14 protein-coding genes and 1 tRNA gene are annotated in these 15,863 nt (G+C 72.1%); 4 read left to right on the forward strand and 11 right to left on the reverse strand.

Translation table 11 applies throughout. The features are described from left to right. Positions 1-78: 78 nt before the first annotated feature. The 5 genes from pdxS to pgsA form a co-directional block, all read right to left on the reverse strand. The gene (pdxS, locus tag B085_RS0140010) at positions 79-993 is read right to left on the reverse strand and encodes a pyridoxal 5'-phosphate synthase lyase subunit PdxS (protein ID WP_018564220.1); all 915 of its coding nucleotides are present in this window, start codon (positions 991-993) and stop codon (positions 79-81) included. Between the two features lie 148 nt (positions 994-1,141). Further along, the gene (locus B085_RS0140015; protein ID WP_051102285.1) at positions 1,142-1,699 is read right to left on the reverse strand and encodes a hypothetical protein; all 558 of its coding nucleotides are present in this window, start codon (positions 1,697-1,699) and stop codon (positions 1,142-1,144) included. Positions 1,700-1,856: 157 nt separating this feature from the next. Further along, on the reverse strand, positions 1,857-3,044 hold the full coding sequence (locus tag B085_RS0140020; RefSeq protein WP_018564222.1) for a glycosyltransferase family 4 protein: 1,188 nt from the start codon (positions 3,042-3,044) through the stop codon (positions 1,857-1,859). Then, a complete protein-coding gene (locus B085_RS0140025; RefSeq protein WP_018564223.1) occupies positions 3,041-4,024 on the reverse strand; it encodes a phosphatidylinositol mannoside acyltransferase in 984 nt (327 codons plus the stop codon). The genes B085_RS0140020 and B085_RS0140025 overlap by 4 nt, the downstream gene beginning before the upstream one ends. Next, positions 4,021-4,680, reverse strand: coding sequence for a phosphatidylinositol phosphate synthase (gene pgsA / locus B085_RS0140030; protein WP_018564224.1), 660 nt, complete (start codon positions 4,678-4,680; stop codon positions 4,021-4,023). The genes B085_RS0140025 and pgsA overlap by 4 nt, the downstream gene beginning before the upstream one ends. Before the next feature lie 249 nt (positions 4,681-4,929). Between pgsA and B085_RS0140035 the strand changes: the two genes are divergently transcribed. Together B085_RS0140035 and B085_RS0140040 are read left to right on the forward strand one after the other, a co-directional pair. Continuing rightward, a complete protein-coding gene (locus B085_RS0140035; protein WP_026251929.1) occupies positions 4,930-7,134 on the forward strand; it encodes an elongation factor G-like protein EF-G2 in 2,205 nt (734 codons plus the stop codon). A 179-nt stretch (positions 7,135-7,313) separates the two neighbouring features. After that, a complete protein-coding gene (locus B085_RS0140040) occupies positions 7,314-8,957 on the forward strand; it encodes a hypothetical protein (protein ID WP_018564226.1) in 1,644 nt (547 codons plus the stop codon). Positions 8,958-9,046: 89 nt separating this feature from the next. Here B085_RS0140040 and B085_RS0140045 read toward each other — a convergent pair whose 3' ends face one another. Then, entirely contained in the window at positions 9,047-9,607 is a 561-nt protein-coding gene (locus tag B085_RS0140045) for an HIT family protein (protein ID WP_018564227.1), read from the reverse strand. 66 nt (positions 9,608-9,673) lie between these two features. On the opposite strand from B085_RS0140045, the gene B085_RS0140050 reads away from it, so the two are divergent. Further along, positions 9,674-10,348, forward strand: coding sequence for a potassium channel family protein (locus B085_RS0140050; RefSeq protein WP_018564228.1), 675 nt, complete (start codon positions 9,674-9,676; stop codon positions 10,346-10,348). Between the two features lie 37 nt (positions 10,349-10,385). Here the strand turns inward: B085_RS0140050 and thrS are convergent, their stop codons facing one another. The 3 genes from thrS to B085_RS0140065 form a co-directional block, all read right to left on the reverse strand. Further along, positions 10,386-12,368 (reverse strand): threonine--tRNA ligase, encoded by a 1,983-nt coding sequence (thrS, locus tag B085_RS0140055; protein ID WP_018564229.1) that lies wholly within the window; start codon positions 12,366-12,368, stop codon positions 10,386-10,388. 131 nt (positions 12,369-12,499) lie between these two features. Next, positions 12,500-13,687, reverse strand: coding sequence for a hypothetical protein (locus B085_RS0140060; protein ID WP_018564230.1), 1,188 nt, complete (start codon positions 13,685-13,687; stop codon positions 12,500-12,502). Beyond that, positions 13,687-14,253, reverse strand: a complete 567-nt coding sequence (locus B085_RS0140065) for a DUF4365 domain-containing protein (protein ID WP_018564231.1) — start codon at positions 14,251-14,253, stop codon at positions 13,687-13,689. Before B085_RS0140065 ends, B085_RS0140060 begins: the two co-directional genes overlap by 1 nt. 172 nt (positions 14,254-14,425) lie before the next feature. On the opposite strand from B085_RS0140065, the gene B085_RS0140070 reads away from it, so the two are divergent. Continuing rightward, entirely contained in the window at positions 14,426-15,166 is a 741-nt protein-coding gene (locus B085_RS0140070; protein WP_018564232.1) for an exonuclease domain-containing protein, read from the forward strand. Between the two features lie 46 nt (positions 15,167-15,212). On the opposite strand, the gene B085_RS0140075 is transcribed toward B085_RS0140070, so the two are convergent. Both B085_RS0140075 and B085_RS0140080 read right to left on the reverse strand, forming a co-directional pair. Then, positions 15,213-15,284 (reverse strand) — tRNA-Val (locus tag B085_RS0140075). Positions 15,285-15,322: 38 nt separating this feature from the next. Then, positions 15,323-15,796, reverse strand: coding sequence for an SRPBCC family protein (locus B085_RS0140080; protein ID WP_018564233.1), 474 nt, complete (start codon positions 15,794-15,796; stop codon positions 15,323-15,325). Between the last annotated feature and the right edge of the window lie 67 nt (positions 15,797-15,863).

Consider the following 15,863-nt stretch of genomic DNA (forward strand, 5'->3'; position numbering starts at 1 on the left):
GACCTTCCGGGACGTGGGGTGGGGCAAGGACGATGGGCAGGCCGCCGCCGGCCTGCCCGTCGCGGGGCGCTGGGGCGCCTACCAGCCGCGGTTGGCGTAGCGCTCGGCCTCGGGAAGGGTGTCGCAGTTGATGCCGACCATGGCCTCGCCCAGGTTGCGGGAGGCGTCCGCGATGATCTTGGGGTCGTCGTAGAAGGTGGTGGCCTTCACGATGGCGGCGGCGCGCTTGGCCGGGTCGCCGGACTTGAAGATGCCGGAGCCGACGAAGACGCCCTCGGCGCCGAGCTGGCGCATCAGCGCGGCGTCGGCCGGGGTGGCCACACCGCCTGCGGAGAAGAGCACGACCGGCAGCTTGCCGAGCTCGGCGACCTCCTTGACCAGCTCGTACGGGGCGCGCAGCTCCTTGGCGGCGGCGTACAGCTCGTGGTTGTCGTAGCCGCGCAGACGGGCGATCTCGTTCTTGATCTGGCGCAGGTGGCGGACGGCCTCGACCACGTTGCCGGTGCCGGCCTCGCCCTTGGAGCGGATCATGGCCGCGCCCTCGGCGATGCGGCGCAGGGCCTCGCCCAGGTTGGTGGCGCCGCAGACGAAGGGGGTGGTGAAGGACCACTTGTCGGAGTGGTTGACCTCGTCGGCCGGGGTGAGGACCTCGGACTCGTCGATGTAGTCGACGCCGAGCGACTGCAGGACCTGGGCCTCGACGAAGTGGCCGATGCGGGACTTGGCCATGACCGGGATCGAGACGGCGCCGATGATGCCCTCGATCATGTCCGGGTCGGACATGCGGGCCACGCCGCCGTCCTTGCGGATGTCGGCCGGGACCCGCTCCAGCGCCATGACGGCGACGGCGCCCGCGTCCTCGGCGATCTTGGCCTGCTCGGGGGTGACGACGTCCATGATCACGCCGCCCTTGAGCTGCTCGGCCATGCCGCGCTTGACGCGGGCGGTGCCGGTCTCGGGGGACTCGGGGGTGCTGGGAAGCGTGGTGGACACGGGGACCTCACTCGGGGACTCAACTGCAGGGTGGTGGCAGCCCCCGGCGCCTGCCGGCCCGGTCAGGGTCGTCCGGCGGAACACCGATGGTTGCTCTGTGTCTCATCGTGGACCGCACGAAGTGGACCACAAAAGGGCCAATCGCTCCTCAGTGGCCTGCCACGCCCTCCACGGTCAGGACGACCGGGGGCTCGTCGTCCATCTCGAAGGTCACCGGCCGCGGCGCGTGCCCGGCGAGGCGGAACCAGCGCACCTTGCGGTGCGCGCGCAGCGCCCTGGCGGCGCGCACGGCGTCGTTGTGGAAGCGCCGCGCCATCGGCACCCGGCGCACCGCCTGGATGAGCTCGTGGGCGGCCTCGTCGCCGCCTGGGGCGGCCCGTACGGCGTCGACGGCGTCGGCCTCGGCGAAGACGGCCCGAAGCGCCTGGCTCAGTTCGCTCTCGGCCACCTCGCGCTGCTCGTCCTCGGCCTGCCGGGCGGAGTGCGCCGCCTCGTAGAGCACGATGCTCGCCGCCGGGTCCAGCACCCCCGCGGTGGCCAGCTCCTGCGCCACGGAGGCCCTGCGCAGCAGCTGCGCGTCCAGCGCGGCCCGGGCGGCGTCGATACGGGCGTGCAGGCGGTCCAGCCGCCCCGCGGTCCAGCTCAGGTAGAGGCCGACGGCGACCAGCGCCACGGCGACCCAGATGAAGGTGGTCACGGGCCGCAAGGCTACCGGTGCGCCCGGTACGGGCCGGCGGGCCGCCGGTCCCGGGCCCCCGTCCCGGGCCCGGGCGGGGTGGCGGGTGCCGGTCGGGGGTGCCGGACAGGGATTTCGGTCGGGGGTGCCGGACAGGGATTTCGGTCGGGGGTGCCGGTCGCGGGTGTCAGTCGCGCGCGAAGCCGAAGCGGGCGCGCAGGCCCACCCGCTCGTCGGCGGCGACCGACGCGGCGCCCGCGGTGACCGTCTCGTACACCGCGAGGATGTCGGCGGCCACGACCGACCAGTCGAAGCGCCGCACGTGGCGCGAACCGAGCTCGCGCAGTTGCGCGCGCCGCTCGGCGTCGCCCAGCAGCCGCAGCGCGGAGGCCGCCAGCGCGTCCGGGTCCTCGTTGGGGAACAGCTCGCCGGCCGCGCCCCCGTCGAGCACCTGGCGGAAGGCGTCCAGGTCGCTGGCGAGCACCGGCGCCCCGGCCGACATGGCCTCGACGAGGATGATCCCGAAGCTCTCCCCGCCGGTGTTGGGCGCCACGTAGAGGTCGACACTGCGCAGCAGCCGCGCCTTGTCCTCGTCGCTGACCATGCCGAGGAACTCGACCCGCTCGCGCATCTCCTTGGGCAGATCCTCCACGGCCTCGGCCTCGTCGCCGCGCCCGGCGACCAGCAGCCGTGTGCCCGGCCGCTCGGCGAGGATCTTCGGCAGGGCCTTCATCAGCACGGGCAGGCCCTTGCGGGGTTCGTCGATCCGCCCGATGAAGCCGATGGTCTGCCCCCGCTCCTCGCCGGCGCGACCCGCGCCCTGCCACTCCGACTTGGGCTCGGCGTCGGCGAAGAAGCGCACGTCGACGCCGTTGGGGATGACCACGGCGTCCCCGCCCAGGTGCTCGACCAGGGTGCGCCGGGCGTACTCGCTGACCGCGATCCGGGCGCTGATCTTCTCCAGCGCCGCCTGCAGGATCGGGTAGGCGGCGATCATCGCCCGGGAGCGCGGGTTGGACGTGTGGAAGGTGGCCACGATCGGCCCCTGCGCCGCCCAGCAGGTCAGCAGGCCGAGCGAGGGCGAGGAGGGCTCGTGGACGTGGATGACGTCGAAGGCCCCCTCGTGGAGCCAGCGACGCACCCGCGCGGCCGACAGGAACCCGAAGTTCAGTCGCGCGACCGAGCCGTTGTACGGCACGGGCACGGCGCGCCCGGAGGAGACGACGTACGGGGGCAGCGGGGTGTCGTCGTCGGCCGGCGCCAGGACGGAGACCTCGTGGCCGAGCGCGATGAGGTGCTCGGCGAGGTCGCGGATGTGGAACTGGACGCCGCCTGGGACGTCCCACGAGTACGGGCTGACGATCCCGATCCTCAAGGCTTCTCCGTTCCGGAGCGTTCGGTGGGGTCGCCGGACACCGGGGAGGACGCCGCGCCGCCCCCTGCGGGTTGCCCGGCCGGCGCGTCCTCCCGGGGTTCGAGGTCGGCGAGCCACAGGCGCTGCAGCATGTGCCAGTCCTCGGGGTGCTCGGCGATGCCGGCGGCGAAGACATCCGCCAGGCGCTGCGTCATGACCGCGGTCCGCTCCGCCCGCGTGCCTCCCTCCGGCACCTCGATCGGGGCGTGCACCTGGCCCTGGAGGTTGGGCGACTGGTCGTACCAGAGGGTGACCGGCAGCAGCAGCGCCCCGGTCTGCTGGGCGAGGAGGGCCGGACCCGCGGGCATGCGGGTGGCCTCGCCGAAGAAGTCGACCCGCACGCCGGAGGAGGACAGGTCCCGGTCGGCGACCAGGCACACCAGGCCGCCGCCGCGCAGCCGCCGGGCCAGCGCGCCGAAGGCGGCGCCACCGGTGTGCGGCAGCACCTCCATGCCCAGACCCTCGCGGTAGGCGACGAAGCGGTCGTACAGGGTCTCGGGCTTCAGCCGCTCGGCGACGGTGGCGAAGGGCACCCCGAGCCTGGTGGTGACCCAGGCGCCCGCGAGGTCCCAGTTGGCCATGTGCGGCAGGGCGAGGACGACGCCGCGGCCGGAGGCCAGGCCCTCCTCGAGGTGGTGCAGGTCCCTGCAGTCGAACGAGGAGCGGATGCGTTCCTTGCTCCAGGCCGGCAGCCGGAAGGACTCCATCCAGTAGCGCAGGTACGAGCGCATGCCGGCCTTCGACAGCTCGCGCAGCCGCGCCTCGCCGGCGTCGGGCACCACCCTGGCCAGATTGGCCTCCAGGCGCCGCACGCCCTTGCCGCGGCGGTTCCAGGCCAGGTCGGCGACGGACCGGCCGAGCCGTGCCGCGACGGGTTCCGGCAGCCGTTTGACCGCGCTCCAGCCCAGTCCGTAGAGCGCGTCGGTCAGCCCGTCCTTCACGCCCGCCCGCTCCCGTCGTGCGCCGCCGCGTCGGCCTCGAAGGCCTCGCGGCGCACGGTGATCACCCGCTGCACCAGCGTCACCAGGCTGCCGACGGCCACGATCCACAGGGCGATCGGCAGCAGCCACTGGATCCCGGGGACGCCGAACTTGTGGAGCCCGGCGAAACCGCAGGCCACCAGCGAGATCACCAGTCGCTCGGCCCGCTCGACCAGGCCGTTCACCGCGACCGGCAGCCCGATGCTCTCACCGCGCGCCTTGGTGTACGAGACCACCTGGCCGCTGGCGAGGCAGAAGATCGTCACCGCGCACAGCGCCAGGTCGTTCCCGCCCCCGGCGTACCAGAGCGCCAGCCCGCCGAAGATCGCCGCGTCGGCGACCCGGTCCAGGGTGGAGTCCAGGAAGGCGCCCCAGCGGCTGGAGACGCCCGCCTGGCGGGCCATGTTCCCGTCGACGAGGTCGGAGAAGACGAACAGGGTGATGACGACCGTGCCCCAGAAGAACTCGCCCCTGGGGTAGAAGACCAGCGCTCCCGCGACCACGCCTCCCGTGCCGATCAGCGTGACCGTGTCGGGGCTGACGCCCCGGCGCAGCAGGAACGCGGCGAACGGTGTGAGGACACGCGTGAAGAAAGCACGCGCGTACTTGTTCAGCATGGCCTTCCCGGAGGTTCGGTGTGGGTGCCCCGGCGCGGCCCCTTTCGGCCGCCCGGCTGGCCCATCGTAGCCAGGCGCGTTCCGGGGCAGGTCCGTGGCTCCCGTCCTGTCGCAGCACGTACGACGTATGGACGCACCGTGACGGGCGTGGGAAGGTCGAATTACCGCGGGCGTCACTGCAGACCGCCTGGGCGGGTGGTCTCCCGTGGCGCCAGTCCCCATGCCGTGACGGACCGGGAGGCGAGGCACATGGGCGACAGGAGAGATGCAGGTCCGGGAGCCGCCGGAAGGGCATTGGCGGCCGGCCGGCCCGAGGACGTGCGCAACGTGGTGCTGGTCGGCCACAGTGGCTCCGGAAAGACGACACTGGTCGAGGCTCTCGCCCTGGCGACAGGGGCGGTGAACCGCGCCGGGCACGTGGCCGACGGCGGGACCGTCTCCGACCACGACGAGATCGAGCACCGTCAGCAACGCTCGGTACAGCTCTCGCTCGTACCGGTGGAGTGGGACGGGATCAAGGTCAATCTGCTGGACACCCCCGGGTACGCCGACTTCGTGGGGGAACTCAGGGCCGGTCTGCGAGCGGCGGACGCGGCCCTCTTCGTCGTCTCGGCGGCCGACGGCGTCGACGGCGCGACCCGGATGGTCTGGGAGGAGTGCGCGGCGGTCGGCATGCCGCGCGCGGTCGTCGTCACGCACCTGGAGGCGGCACGGGCCGACTTCGACGAGATGACCGAGACCTGCCGTGAGGCCTTCGGGGGCGACTCCCCCGACACGGTGCTGCCGCTGTACCTCCCGCTGCACGGCGAGGCGACCGCGGACGGCCACGCTCCCGTGACCGGGCTCATCGGCCTGCTGTCGCAGCGGGTCTACGACTACTCCTCCGGCAAGCGCGAGGAACGCCCGCCGGACGAGGGGCAGTTGCCGGAGCTGGACGACGCGCGCGCCCGGCTCATCGAGGGCATCATCGCCGAGAGCGAGGACGAGACCCTCATGGACCGCTACCTGGGCGGCGAGGAACTCGACCTCAAGACGCTGATCCAGGACCTGGAGCGCGCCGTGGCGCGCGGCTCCTTCCACCCCGTGCTGGCCGCCGCGCCGGCCGCCGAGGGCTGCAAGCAGGGCATCGGCACGGTGGAACTGCTGGAACTGATCACCGGCGGCTTCCCGACGCCGCTGGAGCGCGAGGTCCCGCAGGTCACCACGCCCCAGGGCACCTCGCACGCGCAGCTCACCTGCGATCCCGGCGGGCCGCTGGCCGCCGAGGTCGTGAAGACCTCCTCCGACCCGTACGTGGGGCGGATCAGCCTCGTACGGGTCTTCTCCGGCACCCTGCGCCCCGACGAGACGGTCCACGTCTCCGGGCACGGCCTGGAGGACCGCGGCCACGAGGACCACGACGTCGACGAACGCGTCGGCGCGCTGTCCTCGCCGTTCGGCAAGCACCAGCGGACGGTGCCGCACTGCATCGCCGGCGACCTCGCCTGCGTCGCCAAGCTCACCCGCGCGGAGACCGGGGACACCCTCTCCGCCAAGGACGACCCGCTGCTCATGGAGCCCTGGCTGATGCCGGACCCCTTGCTGCCGGTCGCGATCCAGGCGCACAGCAAGGCCGACGAGGACAAGCTGTCCGTCGGCCTGTCCCGGCTCGTCGCCGAGGACCCCACGATGCGGCTGGAGCAGAACCCCGACACCCGGCAGGTCGTGCTGTGGTGCCTGGGTGAGGCCCACATGGACGTGGCGCTGGAGCGGCTGCGCACGCGCTACGGCGTGCAGGTCGACGCGGTGCCGCACAAGGTGGCGCTGCGCGAGACCTTCGGCGAGAGGTCGACGGCGCGCGGACGGCACGTCAAGCAGTCCGGCGGGCACGGCCAGTACGCCATCTGCGACATCGAGGTCGAACCGCTGCCGGTCGGCTCCGGCATCGAGTTCGTCGACAAGGTCGTCGGCGGCGCGGTACCGCGGCAGTTCATCCCCTCGGTGGAGAAGGGCGTGCGCGCCCAGGCCGCCAAGGGCGTGGCCCTCGGCTTCCCGGTCGAGGACATCCGCATCGTCCTGGTCGACGGCAAGGCGCACTCGGTGGACTCCTCCGACGCCGCCTTCCAGACCGCGGGGGCGCTCGCCCTGCGCGAGGCCGCGTCGCAGTGCCGGATCCACCTGCTGGAACCGGTCAGCGAGATCCGGGTGATGGTGCCCGACGAGTACGTCGGGCCGGTCATGAGCGATCTGTCCGGGCGCCGCGGCCGGGTGCTGGGCACCGAACCGGTCGGCCTGGGACGCACATTGGTGCGGGCCGAGGTACCGGAGATCGAGATCGGGCGCTACGCGGTCGATCTGCGGTCGCTGTCGCACGGCACCGGACGGTACGGCCGCAGTTACGCCCGGCACGAGCCGATGCCGCCTCAGCTGGCGCAGAAGCTGAGGGAGCAGCACGCCCAGGAGTCCGGCAGGTAACCCCCTCACGAGGGAGGTCGGCGGCCCGGCGGAACGATCTTCTTCCGCCGGGCCGATGACGCATGTCACATGCCCCGTATACGCTGGGTGGGCGGCGTCGCAGGTGTGCCGGTGCCGCGGCCGGGGAAAGGGCCGGGCGGGTTCACTTCCGCGCGGGCGGGGACCAGAAGGGGGCGGCAGTGACCGACGGTTTCGACTTCCTGAGCCCGGGCGCACAGATACCGCTGAGCGGTGTCGACGGCCAGACCGGCGCCACCCAGGCGCTCGCGTCGGCCGCGTACCGGGACAGCGCCCTGGAGGCCCTGTCGGCGGCCGACGAGGGTATGTCGTCGGTCAAGGAGCCCAAGGTCAAGCTGCTGCGGGCGAACCTGGGCGAGGCCTTCGCCCGCGCCGTGCAGAACCGGATGCTCGGCGCCGGGCGCAACGAGCTGGTGCAGTCCTTCGGCGCGGAGCCGCAGACCGTCGTCGAGCACTGCCTGGCCGCCAACCGGATCCGCCAGGAGCGCGACAACAAACTGACGGCGGTCATGGCCGTGTTCGGCCTGCTCTTCCTGCCCGGCATGCTGATCTGGCTGGGCGCCTTTCAACTCCGCGCCGTCGTGAGGAAGTCCGAGGGATCCCGGGCGGGACTGCTCGGCTCGGTGGTGCTGGTCGTGGTCGGCTTCTTCGCCGTCCTGTTCGTCCTCAACCCGCCGCTCACCGGCTTCTGGTCGCAGTATCTGCGGGTGATGATGGTGGCGCCGATCCTCGGCTGGTTCTGGGCGAAGCGGATCTGCGAGCAGACCGCCAAGGACCTCCGCGACCGGTGGGCGGGCCTGGTCTCCGGCAGCGGCGTAGGCGCCAAGATCCCCGAGGCCGTGCCGCGCAACCCCAACCAGACCCGCGCCGAGACCCTGCGCCAGAACCTCGCCAAGCTCTCCGCCGAACAGCGGAGCAACGTGGTGTTCTACGCCGGCCCCAAGGGCGTGCTCGGCATGGGGGCCCGCTGGGGCGCGTGGCGGATGGCCGAGGAGCTCGTCCCGCGCGAGGGCCTGAGCGAGATCCACCCGTTCCGCAGCTGGGACGTGATCAAGGTGATCCAGGGCAAGCTCCGCGACCTGCAACGCGGCCCGCTGCACACCGGCGGCTTCCCCAAACCCCTGGTGCAGCACTGGGTCGTCTCCCACGTCGGCGCGGGCGCCAAGAAGATCGCCCGACCCACGGGCGCGAACGTCGACGGCTACACCGTCCGGGACTTCGAGGTCCAGCGCATCTGCAACGAGCAGCAGTTCGACAAGGGCGACCGGCACTACCTGGGCGTGCAGTTCGTGGTCTGGGACGGCCAGTTGGTGATCACCATGATGGTCACCGTGACCGTGCTGGCGAGCACCCTGCGCGTCGAGGTGACCGGTCACGTCCTCGGACCCGTGCACTCCCTGTTCACCACGGCTCCGGAGGCCAAGGAGAAGGAGGTGGTCCACCCCTACAAGTTCTGGGAGACCAGGAAGGTGCAGCTGCCGCTCGTCGCGAGCGACGAGGTGGTCCGGCTGGCCGCCCGCGCCCCCCTGACCCGCTTCCCCCAGATACTCGACCACCTCGGCGGAAAGATCGCCCTGCCCGAGCCCTTCGGTCTCCGGCACACCTGGGTCTCGACGCCGTGGACGCACCGGTTCATGGCCGACGACGCGCTGCGCGCCGCCACCCCGGTGCTGCGCGCGGTGCACGCTGCGGCCATATCGGTCATGGAGGAGAACGGGGTGGACGTCTCGAAGTTCAAGAACCGCTCGGACATACTCAGCAACGTGGTGCAGGACGCCTCGCCCACCGAGGCCGACGTCTACTGACGGGCCCCGGTCCGCACGGCGTCCTCGCCGGTCCGGTCCGGTCCGGGAAGCGGAAACCGGCAGAGGGCGGTCGGCGGAAGCGGGCCGGATCAGGCGGCCGGCCAGGCGTCGGCGAGCATCTTGCGGGTGTCGGCGAGGAGCTGCGGCAGCACCTTGGTGTGGCCGACCACCGGCATGAAGTTGGTGTCCCCGCCCCAGCGCGGCACCACGTGCTGGTGCAGGTGCGCGGCGATCCCGGCGCCCGCCACGGTGCCCTGGTTCATGCCGATGTTGAAGCCGTGCGCGCCCGAGGCCGAACGCAGCGCGATCATGGCGCGCTTGGTGAACTCGGCCAGCTCGGTGGTCTCCGCCGCGTCGAGGTCGGTGTAGTCCGCGACATGACGGTAGGGCACCACCATCAGGTGGCCGCCGTTGTACGGGTAGAGGTTGAGGACCGCGTACACGGCGTCGCCGCGCGCGATGACCAGCCCGTCCTCGTCGCTCATCTCCGGAATCACGCAGAAGGGGCAGCCGTCCCCGGCCCCGGGGCCGGTCGGCTTGTTCTCGCCCTGGATGTACGCCATGCGGTGCGGCGTCCACAGGCGCTGGAACGCGTCCTGCGTCCCCACTCCGTTCTGCAGTTCCGGCTCACTCGTCATGCCTTGCAGCATATGGCGTCGTCCCGGCCCTGCGTGTCGCCGGGGGCGCTCCCGGCCGTGGGGCACGATGCTGGCCCCATGCCCAAGGATGACGAGCGGCGGCTGCACGAGTGGGAACGGCGAGGCAGCGTGCCGCTGTCCATCGCGTCCCTGGTGTTCCTCGTCACGTACGCGGTGCGCGTGCTCGCCCCCGACCTGCCACCCGACTGGTCCGACCTGCTGTTCACGATCACCGTCGTGACCTGGGGGATCTTCGTGGTGGACTACCTGGTCCGGGTGGCCGTCGCACCGCACCGCTGGACGTACGTGCGCCGGCGCTGGCTCGACCTGGTCGTGGTGATCCTGCCGCTGCTGCGCCCGCTGCGCCTGCTGCAGCTCTACGGGAAGATGCAGAACCGCCACAAGCAGCCCCGGCTGTCCCTGGAGGCCCGGGTGATGGCGTACGCGGGACTCAGCGCGATGCTCCTCGGCTTCGCGGCGAGCCTGCAGGTGTACGCGGACGAGCACGACGCCCCCGGCGGGCAGATCCGCACCTACGGCGAGTCGGTGTGGTGGCTGTGCTCCACGATCACCACGACCGGCTACGGCGACCTGGTGCCGGTGACGGCGCGCGGGCGGGTCATCGCGGTGGGCGTGATGTTCCTGGGCGTCGTCCTGATCGGCGCGGTCGTCGGGTCGTTCTCGGCCTGGCTCACGCAGAGCTTCCGCCGCGCCGACGAGCGGCCGGACGCGGGCGGGCCCCCGGAGGGCTGACCTCCGGGGGCCCGTCGCCGTACGTCGTGCCGGCGGCTCAGACCTGGACGCGGTCCTCGACGGCCTTGGCGATCTCGGCGAGCGCCTCGTCGCGCGGGATGCCGTTCTTCTGCGAGCCGTCCCGGTAGCGGAAGGAGACCGAGCCCGCCGCCATGTCCTCGTCGCCGACGATGACCATGAACGGCACCTTGCTCCGCTGCGCGTTGCGGATCTTCTTCTGCATCCGGTCGGCGGAGGCGTCCACCTCGACCCGCAGGCCCTTCTTCCTCGCCTCGGCGGCGAACTCCTGCAGGTAGGACACGTGCGCGTCGCCGATCGGGATGCCGACCGCCTGGACGGGGGCCAGCCACGCCGGGAAGACGCCCGCGTAGTGCTCCAGCAGCACCGCGAAGAAGCGCTCGATGGAACCGAAGAGCGCCCGGTGGATCATGACGGGGCGCTGCTTGGTGCCGTCGGCAGCCGTGTACTCCAGGTCGAAGCGCTCGGGCAGGTTGAAGTCGAGCTGCACGGTCGACATCTGCCAGGTGCGGCCGATGGCGTCCTTGGCCTGGACGGAGATCTTCGGGCCGTAGAACGCGGCGCCGCCCGGGTCGGGAACGAGCGGGAGGCCCTGCTTCTCGGCCACCTGCCGCAGCGTCTCGGTGGCCTCCTCCCAGATCTCGTCGGAGCCGACGAACTTCTCCGGGTCCTTGGTGGACAGCTCCAGGTAGAAGTCGGTCAGACCGTAGTCGCGCAGCAGGTTGAGGACGAAGGTGAGCGTCTTGTCGAGCTCGTCCGCCATCTGCTCCTTGGTGCAGTAGATGTGCGCGTCGTCCTGCGTGAAGCCGCGGGCACGGGTGAGTCCGTGCACGACACCCGACTTCTCGTACCGGTACACGGTGCCGAACTCGAACAGGCGCAGGGGCAGTTCGCGGTAGGAGCGGCCGCGCGCGTCGAAGATCAGGTTGTGCATCGGGCAGTTCATGGGCTTGAGGTAGTAGTCCACGCCCTCGTCGAGCTGCATGGGCGGGTACATGCCGTCGGCGTACCAGTCCAGGTGGCCCGAGGTCTCGAAGAGCTTCCCCTTGGTGGCGTGCGGGGTGTAGACGAACTCGTAGCCCTCCTCCTCGTGCCGGCGGCGCGAGTAGTCCTCCATGACCCGGCGGACGATGCCGCCCTTGGGGTGGAAGACCGCCAGGCCCGAGCCGATCTGCTCCGGGATGGAGAACAGGTCGAGTTCGGCGCCGAGCTTGCGGTGGTCGCGCTTCTCGGCCTCGACGAGGAAGTCCAGGTACTCCTTGAGCTCGTCCCTGGACGGCCAGGCGGTGCCGTAGATGCGCTGCAGCTGCTTGTTCTTCTCGCTGCCGCGCCAGTAGGCGGCGGCCGAACGCATCAGCTTGAACGCCGGGACGATCCGGGTGGAGGGCAGGTGGGGACCGCGGCAGAGGTCCTTCCAGCACAGCTCGCCGGTCTTGGGGTCCAGGTTGTCGTAGATGGTCAGCTCGCCCGCGCCGACCTCAGCGGAGGCGCCCTCGGCGGCCTCGGCGGCGGAGCCCTTGAGGCCGATCAGCTCGAGCTTGTAGGGCTCGTCCGCGAGTTCCTCGCGGGCGGCGTCGTCGCTGACGGCACGGCGCGAGAAGCGCTGGCCGCGCTTGACGATCTCCTGCATCTTCTTCTCGATGCGCTTGAGGTCGTCGGGGTGGAAGGGCTTCTCGACGTCGAAGTCGTAGTAGAAGCCGTCCTTGATCGGCGGACCGATGCCGAGCTTGGCCTCGGGGAAGAGCTCCTGCACGGCCTGGGCCATCACGTGCGCCGTGGAGTGGCGCAGGATGTTGAGGCCGTCCTCGCTGGCGATCCCTACGGGCTCGACCTCGTCGCCGTCGGAGACCTCGTACGCGAGGTCCTTCAGCTGTCCACCGACACGCGCGGCAACGACGGTGCGGTCGCCGTCGAAGAGCTCGGCCGCCGTCGTGCCCGTGGTGACCAGCCGCTCTTCCTGCTCCTCGGAATCGCGTTTGATGATCACACGGACGTCTGACACCGGTCTCTCCTGACGTATGTCCCACTGGGTCCGGCAGCGGAATGCTGCACCGCTGAATCCTACCGAGCCGCGCCGGTGCGCCGCGAAGCGATAGTGCCGGGCGGCGCGGCCGCCGGGCGGCGGGTACCCGGTCAGCCCCCGAAGGAGTCCTCGAAGGTGTCGACGCCGCCGTGCAGGGCCTTCATCAGCCGGTCGCGGTCGGCCTCGTCGACGTGGACGGGGGCCGGCGCGGACGGGTGGGTCAGATGCCGGAACCCGGTTCGCCGCTCCAGGCGCCCGGAAAGGCGTACGGGCAGGCCCACCAGGTGCGCCTGGGCGGCGATGCGGTACCCCTCCTCGGGCAGGCGGACACGTACGTGGCGGACGTCCGCGCCGGCCAGGACGCGCAGCCGGATGGTGCCGCCTCCCGAGGGACGCGGCCGGCGCAGCCGGGTGACGGTGCCCGTGACGCGCACGTCCACCGACGGTTCCTCGCGCACGTAACGGTCGCTGGCGGCCTCCAGCGCGGGGAGGTCGCCAGGGGAGAACTCCACCGGCTCCGGCACGGTCGCGAACCCGGCGGGTGGCCCGGCCGCCGGCGCCCAGGCGAGGGCGACCACCACGCCCTCGGTGCCGCGCACCATCCGGATCAGGGAATCGGCCAGTTCGTGGCAGACGCCGAGGCCCACGGCCGCGTCGAAGGCTTCCATGCCCCCGGTGGTCCGCTGGTAGTCCACGGCGTCCCGGGTGGCCTGCAGAGCGCGCAGCAGCGTGGTCACGGTACGGCGGCCCTCCGGGACCGGCACGTACGCGGTGAGCTGGTGCCCCGGCGCGTGACCGACCAGCACCTGCTCCAGGAAGGCGTCGGCGTGCCCGGTGTGGCGCGCGCCGAAGTAGCCGAAGCGGTCGCGCTCGGCGCGGGCGGCGGACATGAGCATGGCGCGGGCGGCGCCGCGCAGTTGCTCCGCCGCCGTCCACGGCACGGCCGCGCCCGCGGCCGGCGGCCGCTCGCGGTGCCAGCGGATCTCGTCGCCCGGGACGGCGAGCGCGGTCAGCACCTCACGCGCCGATGGCTCGCCGCAGCGGGCGAGAGCGTCCAGGGCCTCGCCCAGCAGCTCGGTGTGGTCTGCGTAGCGGGCACCCGCGGTACGCCGCTCGGGCACCAGGAGGCTGGTCCGGGCGGCGGACTCCGGCTCGCCGGGGGGCGTCCAGCGTGTGTAGCGGCCCGGGGCGCCGCCGCGCCGCCGCCAGCCGTGGCGGGCGAGCAGCGCGACGAGGACGCCGGGGTCGACCCGCTCGGGGTCGGGCGGGACGAGTGCGTCCTCGGCCGTGCGGCTCATCAGGGCCTCCCTCCCGCCCCGACCCGCGTCATGATCTCGCACAGGGCCCGGTCGTCGAAGATCCGCGCGGTGGGTATCCGCACGGTGGTCTTGCGCCTGCCGGTCACCGCGTGGCCGGCCAGGTTCGTCCAGTAGCAGCAGTGCCGCAGCTCCAGCCGGTCGTGGCTGGCGCGCAGCCACTCCTCCTGGGTGCGGGGCACGAGCATCACCACCAGGATCTTGTGCACCGAGACCGGGTTCCGGGCCAGCTTCACCAGGTGCTCGTTCTCGAGCGTGAAGGCGAAGGTGGGACCGGGAGGCCTCGGGGCCACCTGGTAGGTGCACTTGAGCTGCACCTTGATCGTGACCTCGTCGTCCACGCTGTGGCCGTGCGAACTGTGGCTTATGTGCCAGTCGATGCCGTTGTCCGGGAAGGGCTGGGCGAGCGAACAGCCGGCGGCGGCCGCCACCGCGTGCAGATATCCCACTTGGAGGGTTTCCATGCAGCTGGTGGTGGCGAGTCCGCCGCGCAGCGAAGTGTTCCGCTCGGACAGCAGCCCACCCGGGCCGGGCTGCTCGAGCGCCATCGCTCTCCGTGCCTTTCCGGGCCCGGGAATCCTGGCGATCCCCGTTGTCGTCATCATCCCCACCAGCGACAAGTCGCAAACCGTTGCGGTTCGGTGACGTGCGGTCACGGGTACGTACCGTAAGGGCGGCGCACGGCCGCCCACTACCTGCGATCCGCACGGGAGGTGCGCCATGCCGCACTGGTACGACGGCCCGCTGGCCGCCTTCGACACGGAGACCACGGGGGTCGACGTGGAGCACGACCGGGTCGTCTCGGCCGCGTTGGTGGTCGAAGACGCCCCCGGCATACCCGCCAGGACGACACGCTGGCTGGTGGACCCGGGGGTCCCGGTGCCCGAAGGGGCCCGCGCGGTACACGGGCTGGACGACGACTACCTCCGCGCCAACGGACGCCGTCCCGGACCGGTGGTGGAGGAACTGGCACGCGCGCTGGCGGACCAGGCCGCGGCCGGCGTGCCGCTGGTGGTGATGAACGCGCCCTTCGACCTGACGCTGCTCGACCGGGAGTTGAGGCGCCACCGCGGCATGGCCCTCGACACCTACCTGATCCGCGGTCCGCTGCGCGTCCTGGACCCCCGGGTCCTGGACAAGCACCTCGACCGCTACCGCAAGGGCCGCCGCACCCTGACCGACCTGTGCGCGCACTACGGCGTCGTGCTGAGCGACGCCCATGACGCCGCGGCGGACGCCCTCGCCGCGCTCACCCTCGTACGAGTGCTGGGGCACCGCTTCACCGCGCGGATCGGCGGGGTGCCGCCCGCCGAACTGCACGCCCGGCAGGCCCTCTGGCACGCCGCCCAGGCCCGCGGCCTGCAGGTGTGGTTCGCCCGCAGCGGCACGGACGACCGGGTCGACCCCGCCTGGCCGCTGCGGCCGTCGCCGCTGCGGGCCCCCGAGGAGCCGGCGGCCTAGCCGCACGACGAAGGGCCGGTCCGTATGGACCGGCCCTTCGTGAGGGTGGGCGATACTGGGATCGAACCAGTGACCCCTTCGGTGTGAACGAAGTGCTCTCCCGCTGAGCTAATCGCCCGGGACGAGCTGAACAATACAGGGCACGGGCGGCTGCGTTCAAACGGCTTCCCCGCCGGGTGCGTCCCGCGCGCGCAGCCGGGCCTCGAGGCCGCGCCTCCCCTGCCGCATCATCAGGGCGTGGTTCGCCCGGAACAGCGGCCGGCACGGCACGGCCAGCCGCCGCATCAGCGGCTTGTTGACGATCACGTCCTCCTCGAAGAGGAGCCGGGTGCCGCCGCCGCCGTCCGCACCGGCCGTCCACCGCACCCACCCCTCCAGATCTCCGTACATCGCCACTTCCAGGACCCGCGCCAGCGGGTCGCGGCGGGTCTCGTGCGCGGTGACGAGCAGGTCGTACGGCAGGACCGAACGGAAGCGCAGGGTGCCGGCCGTCTCGCCGGTCCGCCGCACCTCGCGGACCTGGGGCCACCAGGCCGGGTACTCGTGCGGACGCTCCAGCAGGCCGTACACGGCCTCGGGCGGGGCGGCGATCCGCCACAGACTGCGGAAGCGGTAACGGCTCCAGTCCATGAGGCCAGTGTGCGTACTCAGCGGGGATCTGAGTACCGGAGCGCATGCCCGGGCACGTGGGCCGCGC

It is taken from the genome of Streptomyces sp. BoleA5 (genome assembly GCF_000373665.1).
Lineage (GTDB): Bacteria > Actinomycetota > Actinomycetes > Streptomycetales > Streptomycetaceae > Actinacidiphila.

Coding starts and splice junctions, on each gene's coding strand:
- pgsA (WP_018564224.1), bottom strand. CDS start 4,680: ATGCTGAACAAGTACGCGCGTGCTTTCTTCACGCGTGTCCTCACACCG.
- B085_RS0140035 (WP_026251929.1), top strand. CDS start 4,930: ATGGGCGACAGGAGAGATGCAGGTCCGGGAGCCGCCGGAAGGGCATTG.
- B085_RS0140045 (WP_018564227.1), bottom strand. CDS start 9,607: ATGCTGCAAGGCATGACGAGTGAGCCGGAACTGCAGAACGGAGTGGGG.
- B085_RS0140050 (WP_018564228.1), top strand. CDS start 9,674: ATGCCCAAGGATGACGAGCGGCGGCTGCACGAGTGGGAACGGCGAGGC.
- B085_RS0140060 (WP_018564230.1), bottom strand. CDS start 13,687: ATGAGCCGCACGGCCGAGGACGCACTCGTCCCGCCCGACCCCGAGCGG.
- B085_RS0140065 (WP_018564231.1), bottom strand. CDS start 14,253: ATGGCGCTCGAGCAGCCCGGCCCGGGTGGGCTGCTGTCCGAGCGGAAC.
- B085_RS0140070 (WP_018564232.1), top strand. CDS start 14,426: ATGCCGCACTGGTACGACGGCCCGCTGGCCGCCTTCGACACGGAGACC.
- B085_RS0140080 (WP_018564233.1), bottom strand. CDS start 15,796: ATGGACTGGAGCCGTTACCGCTTCCGCAGTCTGTGGCGGATCGCCGCC.